Raw genomic sequence first — 14,606 nt, 5'->3', positions numbered from 1 at the left:
ATCAGCTGAGGTTGCGAGCGAGCTGGCGTGCGAGGACGGTGGCGAACTCGGCGGGATCCGCCACGGCGCCGCCCTCCGCCAGCATGGCGGTGCCGTAGAGGATCTCAGCGGCGTCCTTCAGCTCGTCTCCCGGCTCCCCCGCTGCGACCTTGTCCTTGAGTGCACGGACGAGATCGTTCTCCGGGTTCAGCTCTAGCGTGCGTCGGGTCCGCGGCACCTCCTGGCCGCTGGCGCGGTACATCTGCTCGAGCTGCGGCGTCAGGTCGAACTCGCCGCCCACGAGGCACGCGGGCGAGGTGGTCAGCCGCGAGGTAAGACGCACACCGGAGACCTTGTCCTCCAGCGTCTTCGCCAGCCATTCGGTGAGCGGCTCGAAGCCCTCCGCCTCCGGCGTCTCGTCGCCGAGGTCGGCCTCGCCCTTCGCGACGGAGACGAACCGCTTACCGTCGAACTCCGCGCCGGTGGTCCACAGCTCGTCGACCTGGTCGGTGAGGAGCAGCACCTCGAAGCCCTTGGCGGCGAAGGCCTCCAGGTGCGGCGAGGACTCCAGCTGTCGGCGGGATTCACCGGCGGCGTAGTAGATGACGTCCTGCCCCTCGGGCATGCGCGAGACGTACTCCGCGAGGCCGGTGGTGCCCTCCTTGCTGAAGGTCGACGCGAACGACGATGCCTTGAGCAGGGTTTCGCGATTCTCGTGATCGTCGAGCAGCCCCTCCTTGAGAACGGCACCGAAGGAGGTCCAGAAGGTGTCGTACTTCTCCCGCTCGTTCTCCCGCATCGCGGTGACGGTCTGCAGCACCCGCTTGACCAGGCGCTTGCGGATCATCACGAGGTGCCGGTCGTTCTGCAGGATCTCGCGGGAGACGTTGAGAGAGAGGTCCTGTGCGTCCACGACACCGGTGATGAACCGCAGGTACGGGGGCAGCAGCGCCTCGCAGTGATCCATGATGAACACCCGCTTGACGTAGAGCGCGGGACCCGGCTTGGTGTTGCGGTAGAACATGTCGAAGGGCGGCATCGTCGGGATGAAGAGCAGCGCCTGGTACTCGAAGGTGCCCTCCGCGCGGACCGCGATCGTCTCGAGCGGCTCGTCGAAGGCGTGGCTGATGTGCCGGTAGAAGTCGGCGTACTCCTCGTCGGAGACCTCCTCCTTGGGGCGGGCCCACAGGGCCTGCATGGAGTTGAGGGTCTCCGGGCCGGACGGTGCGGCATCGTCGGACTCGGCGGCCTCGCCGTCCGCCGCGGCGGGGAGGACCAGGCGGATCGGGAAGGCGATGAAGTCGCTGTAGCGCCGGACGACCGTGCGGAGCACGTGCTCGGAGGCGTAGTCGTGGAGGCTGTCGTCGCCGTCCGCGGCGCGCAGGTGAAGAGTGATCGTGGTGCCGTGCTGCGCGGGCACGTCGTCACCCGTGAGGTCGGTGACGGTGTAGGTGCCGTGGCCCTCGGACTCCCACCGCGTGGCGGTGTCCTCGCCCGCCTTGCGGGTGACGAGCACGACGCGGTCGGCGACCATGAACGCGGAATAGAAGCCGATGCCGAACTGGCCGATGAGCTCCGCTGAGGCACCCTGTTCCTTGGCCTGCTTGGCGGCCTCCAGCTTCCGCTTGAGCTCGCCGGTGCCGGACTTCGCGAGCGTGCCGATGAGGTCGACGACGTCCGCGCGGCTCATGCCGATGCCGTTGTCCGCGATGGTGAGCGTGCGGGCATCGGCGTCGGGGCGCAGCTCGATGTGCAGGTCGGAAGCGTCCGCGTCCAGGTTCTTGTCCTGGTAGGCCTCCAGGCGCAGCTTGTCCAGCGCGTCCGAGGCGTTGGAGATCAGCTCACGGAGGAAGACGTCCTTCTCCGAGTACACCGAGTGGATCATCAGCGACAGCAGCTGATCGGTCTCGGCCTGGAACTGAAGGGTCTCTGCGGTCACGTCGTCGCCTTTCTGAACACGGACGGATGTCCGATACGGATGATGGAGGTGGTTACGCGCCGCTCACCGCGGCCCGCTGGTCTGGTGCGTTCCGAAGTTCGGGTTCTGCGAAGCGGCGGCGGCTGATTCTGCCGCCGACCCTCGTACAACCCGAAATTCGGAAACGGGGCGGGCCCGGCACCGTCGCGGACGACGATGCCGGGCCCGGAGATCCTGATCCGAGTGGCTTGGACTTAGAAGTCCATGCCGCCCATGCCGCCGGTCGGATCGACCGGGGCACCGGCCTTCTCCGGCTTGTCGGCGACGACGGCCTCGGTGGTGAGGAACAGCGCCGCGATCGAGGCTGCGTTCTGCAGCGCCGAGCGGGTGACCTTCACCGGGTCGTTGATGCCGGCGGCCAGCAGGTCCTCGTACACGCCGGTGGCGGCGTTGAGGCCGGTGCCGGCGGGCGAGTTGCGGACCTTCTCGGCGACGACGCCGGGCTCGAGGCCGGCGTTGACGGCGATCTGCTTGACGGGAGCGTCCAGCGCGACCTTGACGATGTTCGCGCCGGTGGCCTCGTCACCCTCGAGAGCGAGGGAGTCGAAGACGGTGCCCGACTGCGCGAGAGCAGCGCCACCACCGGCGACGATGCCCTCCTCGACGGCGGCCTTGGCGTTGCGCACGGCATCCTCGATGCGGTGCTTGCGCTCCTTGAGCTCAACCTCGGTGGCGGCACCGGCCTTGATGACGGCGACGCCGCCGGCCAGCTTCGCGAGGCGCTCCTGCAGCTTCTCCCGGTCGTAGTCCGAGTCGCTGTTGTCGATCTCGGCGCGGATCTGCGAAACGCGGCCCTCGATCTGCTCCTTGGAACCGGCACCGTCGACGATGGTGGTCTCGTCCTTGGTGACGACGACCTGGCGCGCCTGGCCCAGGACCTCGAGGCCGGCGGTGTCGAGCGACAGGCCGATCTCCTCGGAGATGACCTGGCCACCGGTGAGGATGGCCATGTCCTGCAGCATCGCCTTGCGGCGATCGCCGAAGCCGGGGGCCTTGATGGCGACCGACTTGAAGGTGCCGCGGATCTTGTTGACGATGAGCGTCGACAGGGCCTCGCCCTCGACGTCCTCGGCGATGATCGCGAGCGGCTTGCCCGACTGGATGACCTTCTCCAGCAGCGGCAGCAGATCCTTGACGGTCGAGATCTTGCCCGAGACGAGCAGCACGTAGGCGTCCTCGAGCACGGCCTCCTGACGCTCGGCGTCGGTGGCGAAGTAGCCCGAGATGAAGCCCTTGTCGAAGCGCATGCCCTCGGTGAGCTCCAGCTGGAGACCGAAGGTGTTGCTCTCCTCGACGGTGATGACGCCTTCCTTGCCGACCTTGTCCATGGCCTCGGCGATGAGCTCACCGATGGCGGGGTCGCCGGCCGAGATGCCCGCGGTAGCAGCGATCTGCTCCTTGGTCTCGACCTCCTTGGCGGCCTTCAGCAGGTGCTCGGTGACGGCCTCGACGGCCTTCTCGATGCCCCGCTTGAGGCCCAGCGGGTTCGCACCCGCGGCCACGTTGCGCAGGCCCTCGCGCACGAGCGCCTGGGCCAGAACGGTGGCGGTGGTGGTGCCGTCGCCCGCGACGTCGTCGGTCTTCTTGGCGACCTCCTTGACGAGCTCGGCGCCGATCTTCTCGTAGGGATCCTCGAGCTCGATCTCCTTGGCGATGGAAACACCGTCGTTGGTGATCGTGGGGGCGCCCCACTTCTTCTCCAGAACGACGTTGCGGCCCTTGGGGCCGAGCGTCACCTTGACGGCGTCGGCGAGGGCGTTCAGTCCCCGCTCGAGGCCGCGGCGGGCCTCTTCGTCGAACGCGATGATCTTGGCCATTGCGAAGTGATTCCTCCAGATAGGGGCCTGTTCGGCCCGTACTTTGGACACGTCTTCTAGGTCGATTCGGTGCCCGCGACGGACGACCCGGCGTGTCACCTCCGCGCGTCGCACGAAGGGCCCGGTCTCACCTACCTGACCTAGCACTCACGTTATCCGAGTGCTAAGTCGTTTCTAGCACTCGGCGGTGCCGAGTGCAAGGTCGATCCCGCCCCGTCCGCCCCGGGCGGAAAGACGGCACCGTCGGGCGGTTCCTACCGCTGGGTAGGATCCGGTCATGGCAACCCCCGTATTGGAGTCCAGCGTCGTGATCGACGCGCCCGTGGAGAAGGTCTGGGCCGCCGTGTCCGACCTGGCGAAGATGGGCGAGCGCAGCCCGCAGTGCAAGAAGGTGTTCGTCTTCGGTGGCCCGATCAAGCAGGGCACCCGCATGCTGAACATCAACCGTCAGGGCTGGAAGGTCTGGCCCACGAACACCCAGGTCACCGAGTTCACGCCGAACGAGCGCATCGCCTTCCGCGTGGCCGAGAACCACACCGTCTGGAGCTTCACGCTCGTGGCCGACGGTGACAAGACCACCGTCGTCGAGCGGCGGGAGGCGGCGGGCGGCAAGACGACCGCGCTGAGCAGCACCCTCGTCGCGGCCCTCCTCGGCGGCAACGAGGACTTCGAGCGCGGCCTGCTGGTCGGCATGAAACAGACCCTCTCGCACATCAAGACCGAGGCCGAGGCGGCCTGACCTCACGGAACCGGAAAGGGCGCACCCGGCGGGTGCGCCCTTTCCCGTCTGCGCCTACGCGTTGGACTTGAGGATCGTGTACGCCGCGCCGATCCCCTGGAGCGCCTCCTGGCGCTGCTGCGAAGCGAACTCCGCGACGTACCGGCCCACTGCCACGGCGCACCACGTGTTCTTCGTCGTGGCACCGTCGTATACGGGGTAGGTGAGGCAGACCGCGCCCGGCGCGCCCTTCACCTTCTCCTCGTCGGCCTTCGGGAAGGCCTCCTTGTTCTCCGCCGCGAACTCGTTCACGACGTGCGTCGCGCCTGCCGCGTCCTTCGCCCGGTAGACGGTGCTCCCGCCGGTGCCGACGACATCGACGCCCGCGTCGGCGAAGGTCTTCACCGACCGGGAGACGTCGGTCTGCCGCAGTACCGCGGCGCGCCCGGGGAGGGAGTAGCCGCCGTCGCTCTTCGACGGTGCCAGGGTCAGCTTCGCGATGCCCTCGGCGTCGCGCTGCAGCGTGCTCACCTTGTCGAGAGGCGTCGGCTGGAAGCCGTCGAGCGCCTTGGTCTGCCGGTCGAAGAAGGTGCGGATCTGGTCGACGGAGAAGTCACCGAAAGCGCCGATCACGTACTGCTTGTACGCGAGGAAGGCCACCGTCGCCGTACCGGCGGAGTCGAAGGTCTGGGTGTAGGCGACCGCCGCGTCGTAGCCGGGAATACGGGTCTCCACCTTCGCCGGGTCGGTCCTGCCCGCCGCATCCTTCGCGGCAGCACGCAGCGCCGGCCCGACGGTCGCCGCCGCGTCGCCGGGATTCGCCAGGCGCAGGACCGCGACGGTTTCGCCACGGTTCTTGGTCTTCGAGTCGTACTTTGTGCCCTGCGGCTTGTCACCGATCCCGACCGTCACCCACGCCTCGGGCTTGGCACCCACGACGTCCGAGACCGACTGTCCGAAGAGGTTCTTCATGCCCCGCTGGACCGTGTCCCGGGATCCCGTCTCGACGTGGCCCTGGAAGTGCATCGTCTGATCGATCTCGTACAGGTACGGCACGATCTCCGACATCCGGTAGCCCTCGAGCGCCTCACCGTCGGCCTGCGTCGGCGGCGCGATAGTGCGCGCCGTGGTCGCGAACGAACCGGTCTCCGGCTTCGGCACACCGGACGGGTCGGCGACGGGGGTCCCGTCCACCGTGGTCGAACATCCCGCGAGCAGCAGCGCCGCCGTTATCAGCGTGACGGACTTCTTCATGGCCCTCCTCATATCGCCCCCTGCGGGATCAAGTATGCAGGTTCGCCGCCCGGACCGACCGCGGCGCGCGATATCTCATTTCGCGCGCTGCAGGATCAGGTACGACGCGCCGATCGCCTGCTTCGCCCGCGCCTCCTGCCGATCGGTGACCTCGGCGAGATAGCGCCCCACCGGCACGGTGCAGTACGTCCTGGTGTCCTTCGAACCCGGGTACGTCGGAGAGTTCAGGCAGCGTGCGCCCGGGACACCGCGCACCGTCGACTCGGTCGAGCCCTTCCGCATCGCCTGGGTCTCGGCGATGGACCGATCGCCGAGCGTCTTCGCCCCCGCCGCGTCCTTCGCCCGATAGACGGTGTTGCCCGCGTTCGCGATGTAGTCGACGCCCGTATCGGCGAGGTCCTGCTTCGCGGCGGAGATGTCCGTCTGCGCGGGCAACAAGGTTCGGGCCGGCAACGTGGCCTGGAAGACGGTGGCGCTCTGCTCGGCGATCGTGTACTTCAGCAGATCGTCGTGGTCACGGGTGAGGGTGGAGAACTTGTCCACCGGCGTCGGCACGAAACTCTTCAGAGCGGGGATCTGCAGGTCGAAGAACTTCTTGATCCACTCCACGGGGCCGCTCGTCCAACTGGCGAGGACGTACCGCCCGTTCGCGACGAGTCCGACCATGGATCTGGTGGACGAAGTGGTCTCCGAGTAGGCCTTCGCGTCCGTGTACCCCGGTACGGTGACCGCCACCTTCGGCGTCGGCTTGTCGCTGCCGATCGCCTTGTCCGCCACGAAGAGCGCCGGGTTGTCGACCGCGGCCCGCGCGGCCGCGTCGTCCTTGAACCGGAACACCCCCATGATCAGGCTCCGCCCCATCACCGTCGCGTCGGAACCCGGCGCCCTGTCGCCCGCCGAGGTGTACGCCCCGACCTCCAGACCTTCGAGCACCTTGCTGACGCCGTCGCCGAAGGTGGAGCCGATGATGCCCGAGAGCCTGCCGACGCCCGGCGTGCCGCCGTACCGCACCGCGCCGTCGATGTCGGGAGCAAGCGGAATGATCTCCACCATCCGGAAGCCCTCCGCTGCGGCCTGCACCTTCTCCGTCATCGGGCCGACCGCCCGGGGCTCGGTGGCGTACGAACCGGTGTCCGGTCGCGGAACGCCCGAGGGGTCCGCCACGGGGGTACCCGTCACCGTCGTCGAACAGCCCGCGAGCAACAGCGCCGCCCCCGTCACCACAAAGGTCTTTCGCAGCATGGATCCTCCTCCAGGGTCACACAAGTGAACCACGAGTGGCATGTCGTGCACTGAAGCCGCGCTAAGGTGAGTCGATGACCGAGCGCAGCCTGCGGGACACCGTCGCCGACCTGATGGAGAGGGCCAGGTCGGACCTGGCGGAGCTGGTCGCGCATCCGTCGGTGCACGACTCCCCCGAGTTCGGCCCCGAGCCCAACGCCGCGTCGGCGGCCTGGGTGGCGAAGGCCTTCGCGGAGGCCGGGATCGACGGTGTCGAACAGGTCACCACCTCCGACGGGTCGATCGCGATCGTCGGGCACACACCCGCCCCCGAGGGGGCGCCGACGGTGCTGCTCTACAGCCACCACGACGTCCAGCCGCCCGGCCCGCGCGAGGCCTGGGACTCCGATCCGTTCACACTCACCCCGCGCCCCGGCGCCGACGGCGCGGAACGCTGGTACGGCCGCGGCTCCGCCGACTGCAAGGGCAACCTCGTCGCGCACCTCACCGCGCTGCGGGCGGCCCGCGGCGCCGACGGGACCTTCCCGGTGGGCGTGCGGATCATCATCGAGGGCTCCGAGGAGGGCGGAGGCGAAGGCCTCGAGGACCTCGTCGCGGAGCGCCCCGAGCTGGCGCAGGCGGACCTCATCATCATCGGCGACACCGGCAACGTCGCCGTCGGGCGGCCTACCCTGACCACCTCGCTGCGCGGCGTCGCAAGCGTTCGCGTCGACATCAGCACCGGCACCTCCGACCTGCACTCCGGCGCCTTCGGCGGCGCCGCACCCGACGCCCTCGCGGCCCTCATCGCGCTGCTCGCGACGCTGCGCGACGGCTTCGGCAACACCACGATCGACGGCCTCGACGCCTCCGCCCGCTGGGCCGGGGAGCCCTACGACGAGGCGCAGTTCGCCGCCGACGCCGCGCTCTTCGACGACACGGCGATCCTCGGCTCCGGGACCATCGCCGATCAGCTGTGGGCGCGGCCGGCCGTCACCGTCATCGGGCTCGACGCACCCGCGACCGCCACGGCCGCCGCCGCGATCGCGCCGCGCGTCGCCGCGCTGCTCAACCTGCGGGTTCCCCCGGGCACCGACCCGCGCGCCGCCGCCGACCTGCTGCTCGCACACCTGCGCAACAACGCGCCCTGGGGCGCGCACGTGGACGCGCACGTCGAGTCCGTCGGCGAGCCCTTCGCCGCCGAGACCACCGGCCCCGCCTACGCCGTGCTCCGCGCCGCGCTCACGGAGGCCTACGACGGTGCCGAGGTCGCCTTCAGCGGCCAGGGCGGGTCGATCCCGCTGTGCACGCAGCTGCGCAAGGCCGCTCCGAACGCCGAGATCGCATTGCTCGGCGTCGAGGAGCCGCAGTGCCGGATCCACGCGCCCAACGAGTCCGTCGACCCCGAGGAGCTGCGGCGCACCGCCCTCGCCGAGGCTCTGCTGCTCACCCGCCTCGCCGGAGCCCGCGCCTGATGAGGTCCGTCGACGAGCACCGGGGCGCGGTCGCGGCGGTGGTGCCGCGGCCACGGATCGTCGACCTGGCTCCCGAGCAGGCCGTCGGCCTGACCGTCGCACGCGATCTCGTCGCACCGATCTCGCTGCCGCCCTTCACCAATTCCGCGATGGACGGCTACGCCGTCCGCGCTGCCGACGCCACCGCGGGCGCGGTGCTTCCGGTCGCCTTCGACGTGCCCGCGGGGCGCGTCGACGTGCCCTCTCTTCCCGCGCGAGCCGCGTGCCGCATCATGACCGGAGCTCCCCTGCCCGACGGTGCCGACGCCATCGTCCCGGTCGAGCGGACCGACGGCGGGACCGAGCAGGTCCGGATCGACGAGTCGCCCGAGCCCGGCCGGTTCTTCCGCGCCGCGGGCAGTGACATCGAGGCCGGCGAGGTCGCGGTGCGCGGCGGCGAACGGATCGTTCCCGCGACCGTCGGGCTCCTGGCGGCGCTCGGGTACTCGACGGTCCGCGTCTCCGCTCCGTTGCACGTCGCCGTTCTGTCCACCGGATCCGAGCTGGTCGAGCCGGGTGTGCCGCTGCGACCCGGCCAGATCTACGAGTCGAACGCCCCGATGCTCGCGAGCGCTCTCCGCGAGGCCGGGGCGACCGCCGAGGTGCTGCGATTCGTCACCGACCACGCCGACGAGCTACTCGGCCGCCTCGCCGAGCGCCTCGCGGCGGGCGACGTCGACCTCGTCGTCACCAGCGGCGGCGTGAGCGCCGGAGCGTACGAGGTGGTCAAGGACGCGCTGGCGGCCCGCGGCGTGGAGTTCGTCAAGGTCGCGATGCAACCGGGCATGCCGCAGGGCTGCGGCACCGTCGACCTGGGCGGCGTGCGCGTGCCCTTCGTGACCTTCCCCGGCAACCCCGTCAGTGCCCTGGTCTCGTTCGAGGTCTTCCTCCGCCCGGCCCTGCGGGCGGCGATGGGGCTGCCCGCGGACCGCCCCCGGCGGCGGGCGCGACTCACCGAGGCGGTGGACTCGATCCCCGGGAAACGTCAGTACCTGCGCGGACTCCTGCGCACGGAGGACGACGGTACCGATTCGGTCTCGGTTCTCGGCGCGTCCGGTTCGCACTACTTACGATGGTTGTCACAGGCGGACGCTCTGCTGGATGTTCCGCCCGAGGTCGAGCATCTGGCCGAGGGCGCGACAGTGGACGTGATCGACCTGACCGGCACTCACTAGGAGGCACACATGATCACGCAGTACGCAGACACCGCCCTGCTCGCCGCTGCGGGCGTCGCGAAGGTCGGTTGGATCGCATGGATCGTCATCGGCGGCCTCGCCGGCTGGATCGCCAGCAAGTTCATGGGCACCGACAAGGACCAGGGCATCTTCCTCAACATCGTCGTCGGCATCGTCGGCGGCGTGCTCGGCGGCTTCCTGCTGAAGCTGGTCGGAGTCAACGTCGAGGGCGGCGGCTACTGGTTCACCTTCTTCACCGCCATCGCCGGCGCCTGCATCCTGCTCTTCATCGTGAAGCTGGTCACCGGACGCAAGTGATCGACCCGTCGGGTGCGAGAATGTCACCCGACATGAGCACTGCATCGAAGGGAAGTTAGGTGGCGCGCCGACCTCGCACGCCGGTCGACGGGCATCTGACCGAGCACTCCACCGGTATCGAGCACATCACCGAGCTGATCCGGCACACCGTTCCGCCGCTGCACCCCGCGGGGACCCCGTTCATCGCGGGCTCCCTCGGGGTGGCGGCGGTCGGCTACCGCAAGGGCTGGATCCGGGTTCCCGCCCTGGTCACCGCCGCCGCATGTGCCGCCTTCTTCCGGCATCCGCCGCGCGTGACGCCCACGCAGGAGGGCGTCGCCGTCGCTCCCGCGGACGGCGAGGTGACCCTCGTCGACGAGCACGTCCCGCCCCGCGAGCTGGGCCTGGGCGATCAGCCCCTCCCCCGCGTCTCGATCTTCCTGTCGGTGTTCGACGCGCACGTGCAGCGGGCGCCCCTGGCGGGCGTCGTCGACTCCGTGGTGCACACCGATGGGAAGTTCCTCTCCGCCGACCTCCCCGAGGCCAGCGATGCCAACGAACGCACCACGGTGCGTCTGGCCACCGAGCACGGCCCCGTCGGCGTCGTCCAGATCGCGGGCCTGGTGGCGCGCCGCATCCGCACCGACTGCGCGCCCGGCGACACCCTGGAACTGGGCGAGACCTACGGCATCATCCGGTTCGGTTCCCGCGTCGACACCTACTTCCCCGCCGGCACCGAGCTGACCGTCTACAGCGGCCAGCGCGCGGTGGCGGCCGAGACCGTGATCGCGCGACTGCCGTGACCGAGTCGCCCGCCGAGCAGCACCGCCCCGTCGGCGTCATGATCCTGCCGTCCGTTCTGACGGTGGCCGCCCTCTGCTCGGGCCTCACGGGCGTGCGCTTCGCCGCGGACGGCAAGGTCGACCTGGCGCTCATGCTGGTCGTGGTCGCCGCGATCCTCGACGGTCTCGACGGCCGCGTGGCCCGCCTGCTGGGCGCCTCGACGAAGATCGGCGCTGAGCTGGACTCCCTGGCCGACGCCATCAACTTCGGCGTGACGCCGGCGCTGATCCTGTACTTCGTGTGCTTCCCCGGCTCGCCCGCCGGCTGGATCGTGGCGCTGCTCTTCGTGGTGGCGATGGTGCTGCGGCTCGCGCGGTTCAACACCCTCGCCGCCGACCCGACGGCACCCGCGTACACCAAGGACTTCTTCGTCGGCGTGCCCGCGCCCGCCGGGGCGCTGCTGGTGCTGGCCCCGCTGGCGGCCCGCCAGGAGTGGGGCGACGGCTGGTGGGTCAGCACCCCCACCGTCGCGGTGTGGACGCTGTTCGTCGCAGCGCTGACGGTCTCGCGCATCCCCACGTCCAGCTTCAAGACCATGACGGTGCAGCCCGCGAAGGCCGCCGGCGTGCTCGTGCTGGTCGCGGGCCTGGCCGCGCTGATCCTCACCTACCCGTACATCGCGCTGCTCGTGGTGATCGCGATCTACCTGCTGCACATCCCCTTCGCGTGGCGGTCCAAGCGCTGGGTCGTCGCCCGACCCGAGGCCTGGGACAACAAGCCCGCGGAGCGGCGGCAGATGCGCCGCGAGCAGCGGCGCGCGGTGCGTCCCAACCGTCGGGCCGCCACCGTTGGACGTGGTCCCCGACGGTCCGCCGCCCGCCTGGGCCTGCGCCGCCCCACCCGCGAGGACTGACGCCGCCGCGCGGGCCGCCGACCGGCGGCATCGCGAACTAGTGTGGACGGCGTGTCGACCCTCTCGCTCACCGTCCGCCTGCAGACCTCGGCCCTCGAGGCGCGACGGGGCATCGTCCGGATCCATCCCGAGGCCCTCGCGGCGCTCGGCCTGCGCGAGTGGGACGGGATCGAACTGCTCGGCGCGCGCCGCACCGCGGCGGTCGTCGCGGCCGCACCCGTCGGATCCGCGCCGGGAGTCGCTCTCCTGGACGAGCTGACCATCACCAACTGCGGCCTCCGTGAGGACGCGACCGTCGTGATCTCGCCCGCCACCGTCTACGGGGCCAAGCGCGTGCTGCTGCGCGGCAGCGCGCTCACCCGCAACGCCCTCGACGGCGCGGCCCTGCGGCAGGCGCTGCTCGGCAAGGTGATGATGCCCGGCGACAGCGTCTCGCTGCTGCCGCGCGACCTCGGTCCCGGAACGTCGACGGCGGAGGCCGTCCAGCAGCTCTCGCGGCTGGTCGGGATCACCTGGACGAACGAGCTGCTCACCGTGGTCTCCGTCGATCCCGCTCCCGGCCCGGTGTCCGTGCAGCCGAACTCCGCGGTGCTGTGGGCGGACGAATCCGGTGTCGCCGTCCCCGCGGCGGCCGAGACCGGCCCGGCGGAGACAGTGACCTTCACGGAGGAGGTGCCCGACGTCGAGACGCCGCCGGTGCGCCCCGTCGGGGACCTGGTCGGCGCGGAGAGCGCGGTCCGCCGCCTCACCGAGTGGCTCTCGCTCGCGCTCGACGAGCCGGAGCTGTTGGAGAAGCTGGGCGCACCCGCCCGCCTCGGCGTGCTCATCACCGGCCCGACGGGCGGCGGCAAGGCCACCGTCGCGCGGTCCGTCGTGGCGCCGCGGCCCCTCGTGGAGCTCGACGGTGCGCTGACCGGCGCGCTCGAGCCGCAGGCCCGGCTGGCGCGGGTGCGCGACGCGGTGGCGCGCGTGCGAGAGCACGTCGATGGTTCCGGGGCGGCGCTGCTGGTCCGCGACGTGGAGGCGCTGCTGCCCGCCACCCGCGAACCGGTCTCGCCGATGATCCTCGACGAACTCCGACGGGCCGTCGCCACGCCGCGGGTCGCGCTGCTCGCGACCACCTCCGCGCCCGGCGAGCTGGACTCGCGGCTGCGCGAGCCCGACCTGGCCGAGCGCACGGTCACCGTAGACCTGCCGGATGCGAAGCAGCGGGAACAGCTGCTGGACCTGCTCCTGCGCGAGGCGCCGACGTCGGAGCTGGACCTGCACGAGATCGCGCTGCGGGCGCCCGGCTTCGTGGCGGCCGACCTGGCCGCACTGTGCCGCGAGGGCGCGTTGCGGGCGGCCGCCCGCGTGGTCGGGACGGACGCCGCCATCTCCATCACTCAGCCCGACCTGCTCGGCGCGCTGAGCGTGATCCGGCCGGTGTCCCGGTCCGCGACGGAGGAGGTCTCCGTCGGATCGATCACCCTCGACGACGTGGGCGACATGGTCGAGACCAAGCAGGCGCTCACCGAGACGGTGCTGTGGCCGCTGCGCCACCCCGACACCTTCGCCCGCCTCGGCGTCGAGCCGCCGCGCGGCGTGCTGCTCTACGGCCCGCCCGGCTGCGGCAAGACCTTCGTGGTCCGAGCGCTCGCGGCATCGGGCCAGCTGTCGGTGCACGCGGTCAAGGGCGCGGAGCTGATGAACAAGTGGGTCGGCGAATCGGAGAAGGCCGTCCGCGACCTCTTCGCCCGGGCCCGCGGCAGCGCACCGTCGCTGATCTTCCTCGACGAGGTCGACGCCCTGGCCCCGCGCCGCGGGCAGTCGAGCGACTCCGGGGTGGGCGACAAGGTGGTCGCCGCGCTGCTCACCGAGCTCGACGGTGCCGAACCCCTCCGCGACGTGGTGGTGCTGGGCGCGACGAACCGCCCCGATCTCGTCGATCCGGCGCTGCTGCGGCCCGGCCGGTTGGAGCGGCTGATCTTCGTGCCGCCGCCGGACGCCGAGGCCCGCGCGGAGATCCTGCGGACCAGCTCGCGGTCGATCCCGCTGGCCGACGACGTGGACCTGCCGGCGCTCGCCGAGCAGTTGGACGGCTACTCGGCCGCGGACTGCAGCGCGCTGCTGCGCGAGGCCGCGCTCACCGCGATGCGGCGCGACCTGGATGCCGCGACCGTCACGGCGGCGGATGTGGAGGCGGCGCGGCAGGCCGTGCGGCCCTCGCTCGACCCCGCGCAGGTCGCGGACCTGCAGGCCTACGCGGACCGTCGGGGGTAGCGGTTCAGAAACCGGGTCTCAGGAGACACGGAGCGAAGCAGTTCCCCCGTGATCGAGCGGGAGCCCGGTTTCAGAAATCGGTCACTCCCCGGTGCCAGCCCTTGCGGACCAGAGCGAGAACCTCCTGGACAGAACACGTTAGGTACGCATCTGTGTGGAGGAACCGGCTCGGAAACCGGCGTTCAACGAGGTCAGGCCGGAAATACTTCGCCGTCGTCGATTCCTGACCCGGTTCGGGAACGCGCTACGTTTTGCTGACCGAGTAGAAGACGGCGTTGGGGACGGCCGCGGCCTGCACCGAGCTCACGGTGATCACGTAGCCCTTGCCGGAGAACTGGGCGGACTGCGAGGCGTTCTCGGGGCCGCCCGCGCCGGCGCCGAGCGCCGTGTAGCCCGCGTCGGTGAGCTTGCGCTTCGCCTTCTCGTATCCGCCGTCACCGGCCTGCACCGTCACGTTGAAGACGGTGACGCCGCCCTGCGAGCGCTCACCCGCGTCGATGAGGTTGCCGTCGACGAGCGGCACCTCGTCCTTGGGGAAGGTCGCGGGGAGCGTGACCGTCGCGGCGGGGGTGTCCGTGCGGCCGTCATCGCAGCCCGCGGCACCGAGCGCGAGCGCTCCCGCCGCGAGAAGGGCGAACGCGCCCCGGGCGAGTCGCCCCGTCGAAGTGGTCGGACGATCCGTCGACTGGTCCATG

At 70.7% G+C, this 14,606-nt stretch carries 12 protein-coding genes; 7 read left to right on the top strand and 5 right to left on the bottom strand.

From position 1 onward, the window contains the following. Position 1 precedes the first annotated feature (1 nt). On the bottom strand, positions 2–1,918 hold the full coding sequence (gene htpG / locus FK268_RS12190) for a molecular chaperone HtpG (protein ID WP_146434301.1): 1,917 nt from the start codon (positions 1,916–1,918) through the stop codon (positions 2–4). A gap of 233 nt (positions 1,919–2,151) precedes the next feature. Further along, positions 2,152–3,774 (bottom strand): chaperonin GroEL, encoded by a 1,623-nt coding sequence (gene groL, locus FK268_RS12185; RefSeq protein ID WP_146434299.1) that lies wholly within the window; start codon positions 3,772–3,774, stop codon positions 2,152–2,154. Positions 3,775–4,051: 277 nt separating this feature from the next. Between groL and FK268_RS12180 the strand changes: the two genes are divergently transcribed. Further along, positions 4,052–4,513 (top strand): SRPBCC family protein, encoded by a 462-nt coding sequence (locus tag FK268_RS12180; RefSeq protein ID WP_146434298.1) that lies wholly within the window; start codon positions 4,052–4,054, stop codon positions 4,511–4,513. A gap of 54 nt (positions 4,514–4,567) precedes the next feature. Here the strand turns inward: FK268_RS12180 and FK268_RS12175 are convergent, their stop codons facing one another. Both FK268_RS12175 and FK268_RS12170 read right to left on the bottom strand, forming a co-directional pair. Then, positions 4,568–5,746, bottom strand: a complete 1,179-nt coding sequence (locus FK268_RS12175; protein ID WP_146434296.1) for a DUF7373 family lipoprotein — start codon at positions 5,744–5,746, stop codon at positions 4,568–4,570. Positions 5,747–5,821: 75 nt separating this feature from the next. After that, a complete protein-coding gene (locus tag FK268_RS12170) occupies positions 5,822–6,988 on the bottom strand; it encodes a DUF7373 family lipoprotein (RefSeq protein WP_146434294.1) in 1,167 nt (388 codons plus the stop codon). A gap of 74 nt (positions 6,989–7,062) precedes the next feature. Between FK268_RS12170 and FK268_RS12165 the strand changes: the two genes are divergently transcribed. Genes FK268_RS12165 through FK268_RS12140 form a run of 6 tightly spaced genes read left to right on the top strand, consistent with a single transcriptional unit; the run spans position 7,063 to position 13,911 of the window. After that, the gene (locus FK268_RS12165; RefSeq protein ID WP_146434292.1) at positions 7,063–8,442 is read left to right on the top strand and encodes a M20/M25/M40 family metallo-hydrolase; all 1,380 of its coding nucleotides are present in this window, start codon (positions 7,063–7,065) and stop codon (positions 8,440–8,442) included. After that, the gene (locus FK268_RS12160) at positions 8,442–9,656 is read left to right on the top strand and encodes a molybdopterin molybdotransferase MoeA (RefSeq protein WP_146434290.1); all 1,215 of its coding nucleotides are present in this window, start codon (positions 8,442–8,444) and stop codon (positions 9,654–9,656) included. The genes FK268_RS12165 and FK268_RS12160 overlap by 1 nt, the downstream gene beginning before the upstream one ends. 9 nt (positions 9,657–9,665) lie before the next feature. Next, positions 9,666–9,974 carry a GlsB/YeaQ/YmgE family stress response membrane protein gene (locus FK268_RS12155; RefSeq protein WP_146434288.1) on the top strand — a complete coding sequence of 103 codons (309 nt, stop codon included), beginning with the start codon at positions 9,666–9,668 and terminating at the stop codon, positions 9,972–9,974. A gap of 59 nt (positions 9,975–10,033) precedes the next feature. Continuing rightward, the gene (locus FK268_RS12150) at positions 10,034–10,756 is read left to right on the top strand and encodes a phosphatidylserine decarboxylase (RefSeq protein WP_146434286.1); all 723 of its coding nucleotides are present in this window, start codon (positions 10,034–10,036) and stop codon (positions 10,754–10,756) included. Further along, positions 10,753–11,649, top strand: a complete 897-nt coding sequence (locus tag FK268_RS12145; protein WP_193560275.1) for a CDP-alcohol phosphatidyltransferase family protein — start codon at positions 10,753–10,755, stop codon at positions 11,647–11,649. The genes FK268_RS12150 and FK268_RS12145 overlap by 4 nt, the downstream gene beginning before the upstream one ends. Before the next feature lie 51 nt (positions 11,650–11,700). Then, positions 11,701–13,911: an AAA family ATPase gene (locus FK268_RS12140; RefSeq protein ID WP_146434284.1), complete on the top strand. Its 2,211-nt coding sequence runs from the start codon at positions 11,701–11,703 to the stop codon at positions 13,909–13,911. Positions 13,912–14,155: 244 nt separating this feature from the next. Here the strand turns inward: FK268_RS12140 and FK268_RS12135 are convergent, their stop codons facing one another. After that, positions 14,156–14,605 (bottom strand): hypothetical protein, encoded by a 450-nt coding sequence (locus FK268_RS12135; protein ID WP_146434282.1) that lies wholly within the window; start codon positions 14,603–14,605, stop codon positions 14,156–14,158. Position 14,606: the final 1 nt, after the last annotated feature.

It is taken from the genome of Tsukamurella sputi (assembly GCF_007858445.1).
GTDB classification, from domain to species: Bacteria; Actinomycetota; Actinomycetes; order Mycobacteriales; family Mycobacteriaceae; genus Tsukamurella; species Tsukamurella sputi.
Note: the sequence above shows the minus strand (reverse complement) of the source record. Positions and strands in the feature narration are given on the sequence as shown.

Excerpts from the sequence above, each read along its gene's own strand:
- groL (WP_146434299.1), bottom strand. The coding sequence starts at position 3,774 with ATGGCCAAGATCATCGCGTTCGACGAAGAGGCCCGCCGCGGCCTCGAG.
- FK268_RS12180 (WP_146434298.1), top strand. The coding sequence starts at position 4,052 with ATGGCAACCCCCGTATTGGAGTCCAGCGTCGTGATCGACGCGCCCGTG.
- FK268_RS12175 (WP_146434296.1), bottom strand. The coding sequence starts at position 5,746 with ATGAAGAAGTCCGTCACGCTGATAACGGCGGCGCTGCTGCTCGCGGGA.
- FK268_RS12170 (WP_146434294.1), bottom strand. The coding sequence starts at position 6,988 with ATGCTGCGAAAGACCTTTGTGGTGACGGGGGCGGCGCTGTTGCTCGCG.
- FK268_RS12165 (WP_146434292.1), top strand. The coding sequence starts at position 7,063 with ATGACCGAGCGCAGCCTGCGGGACACCGTCGCCGACCTGATGGAGAGG.
- FK268_RS12160 (WP_146434290.1), top strand. The coding sequence starts at position 8,442 with ATGAGGTCCGTCGACGAGCACCGGGGCGCGGTCGCGGCGGTGGTGCCG.
- FK268_RS12155 (WP_146434288.1), top strand. The coding sequence starts at position 9,666 with ATGATCACGCAGTACGCAGACACCGCCCTGCTCGCCGCTGCGGGCGTC.
- FK268_RS12135 (WP_146434282.1), bottom strand. The coding sequence starts at position 14,605 with ATGGACCAGTCGACGGATCGTCCGACCACTTCGACGGGGCGACTCGCC.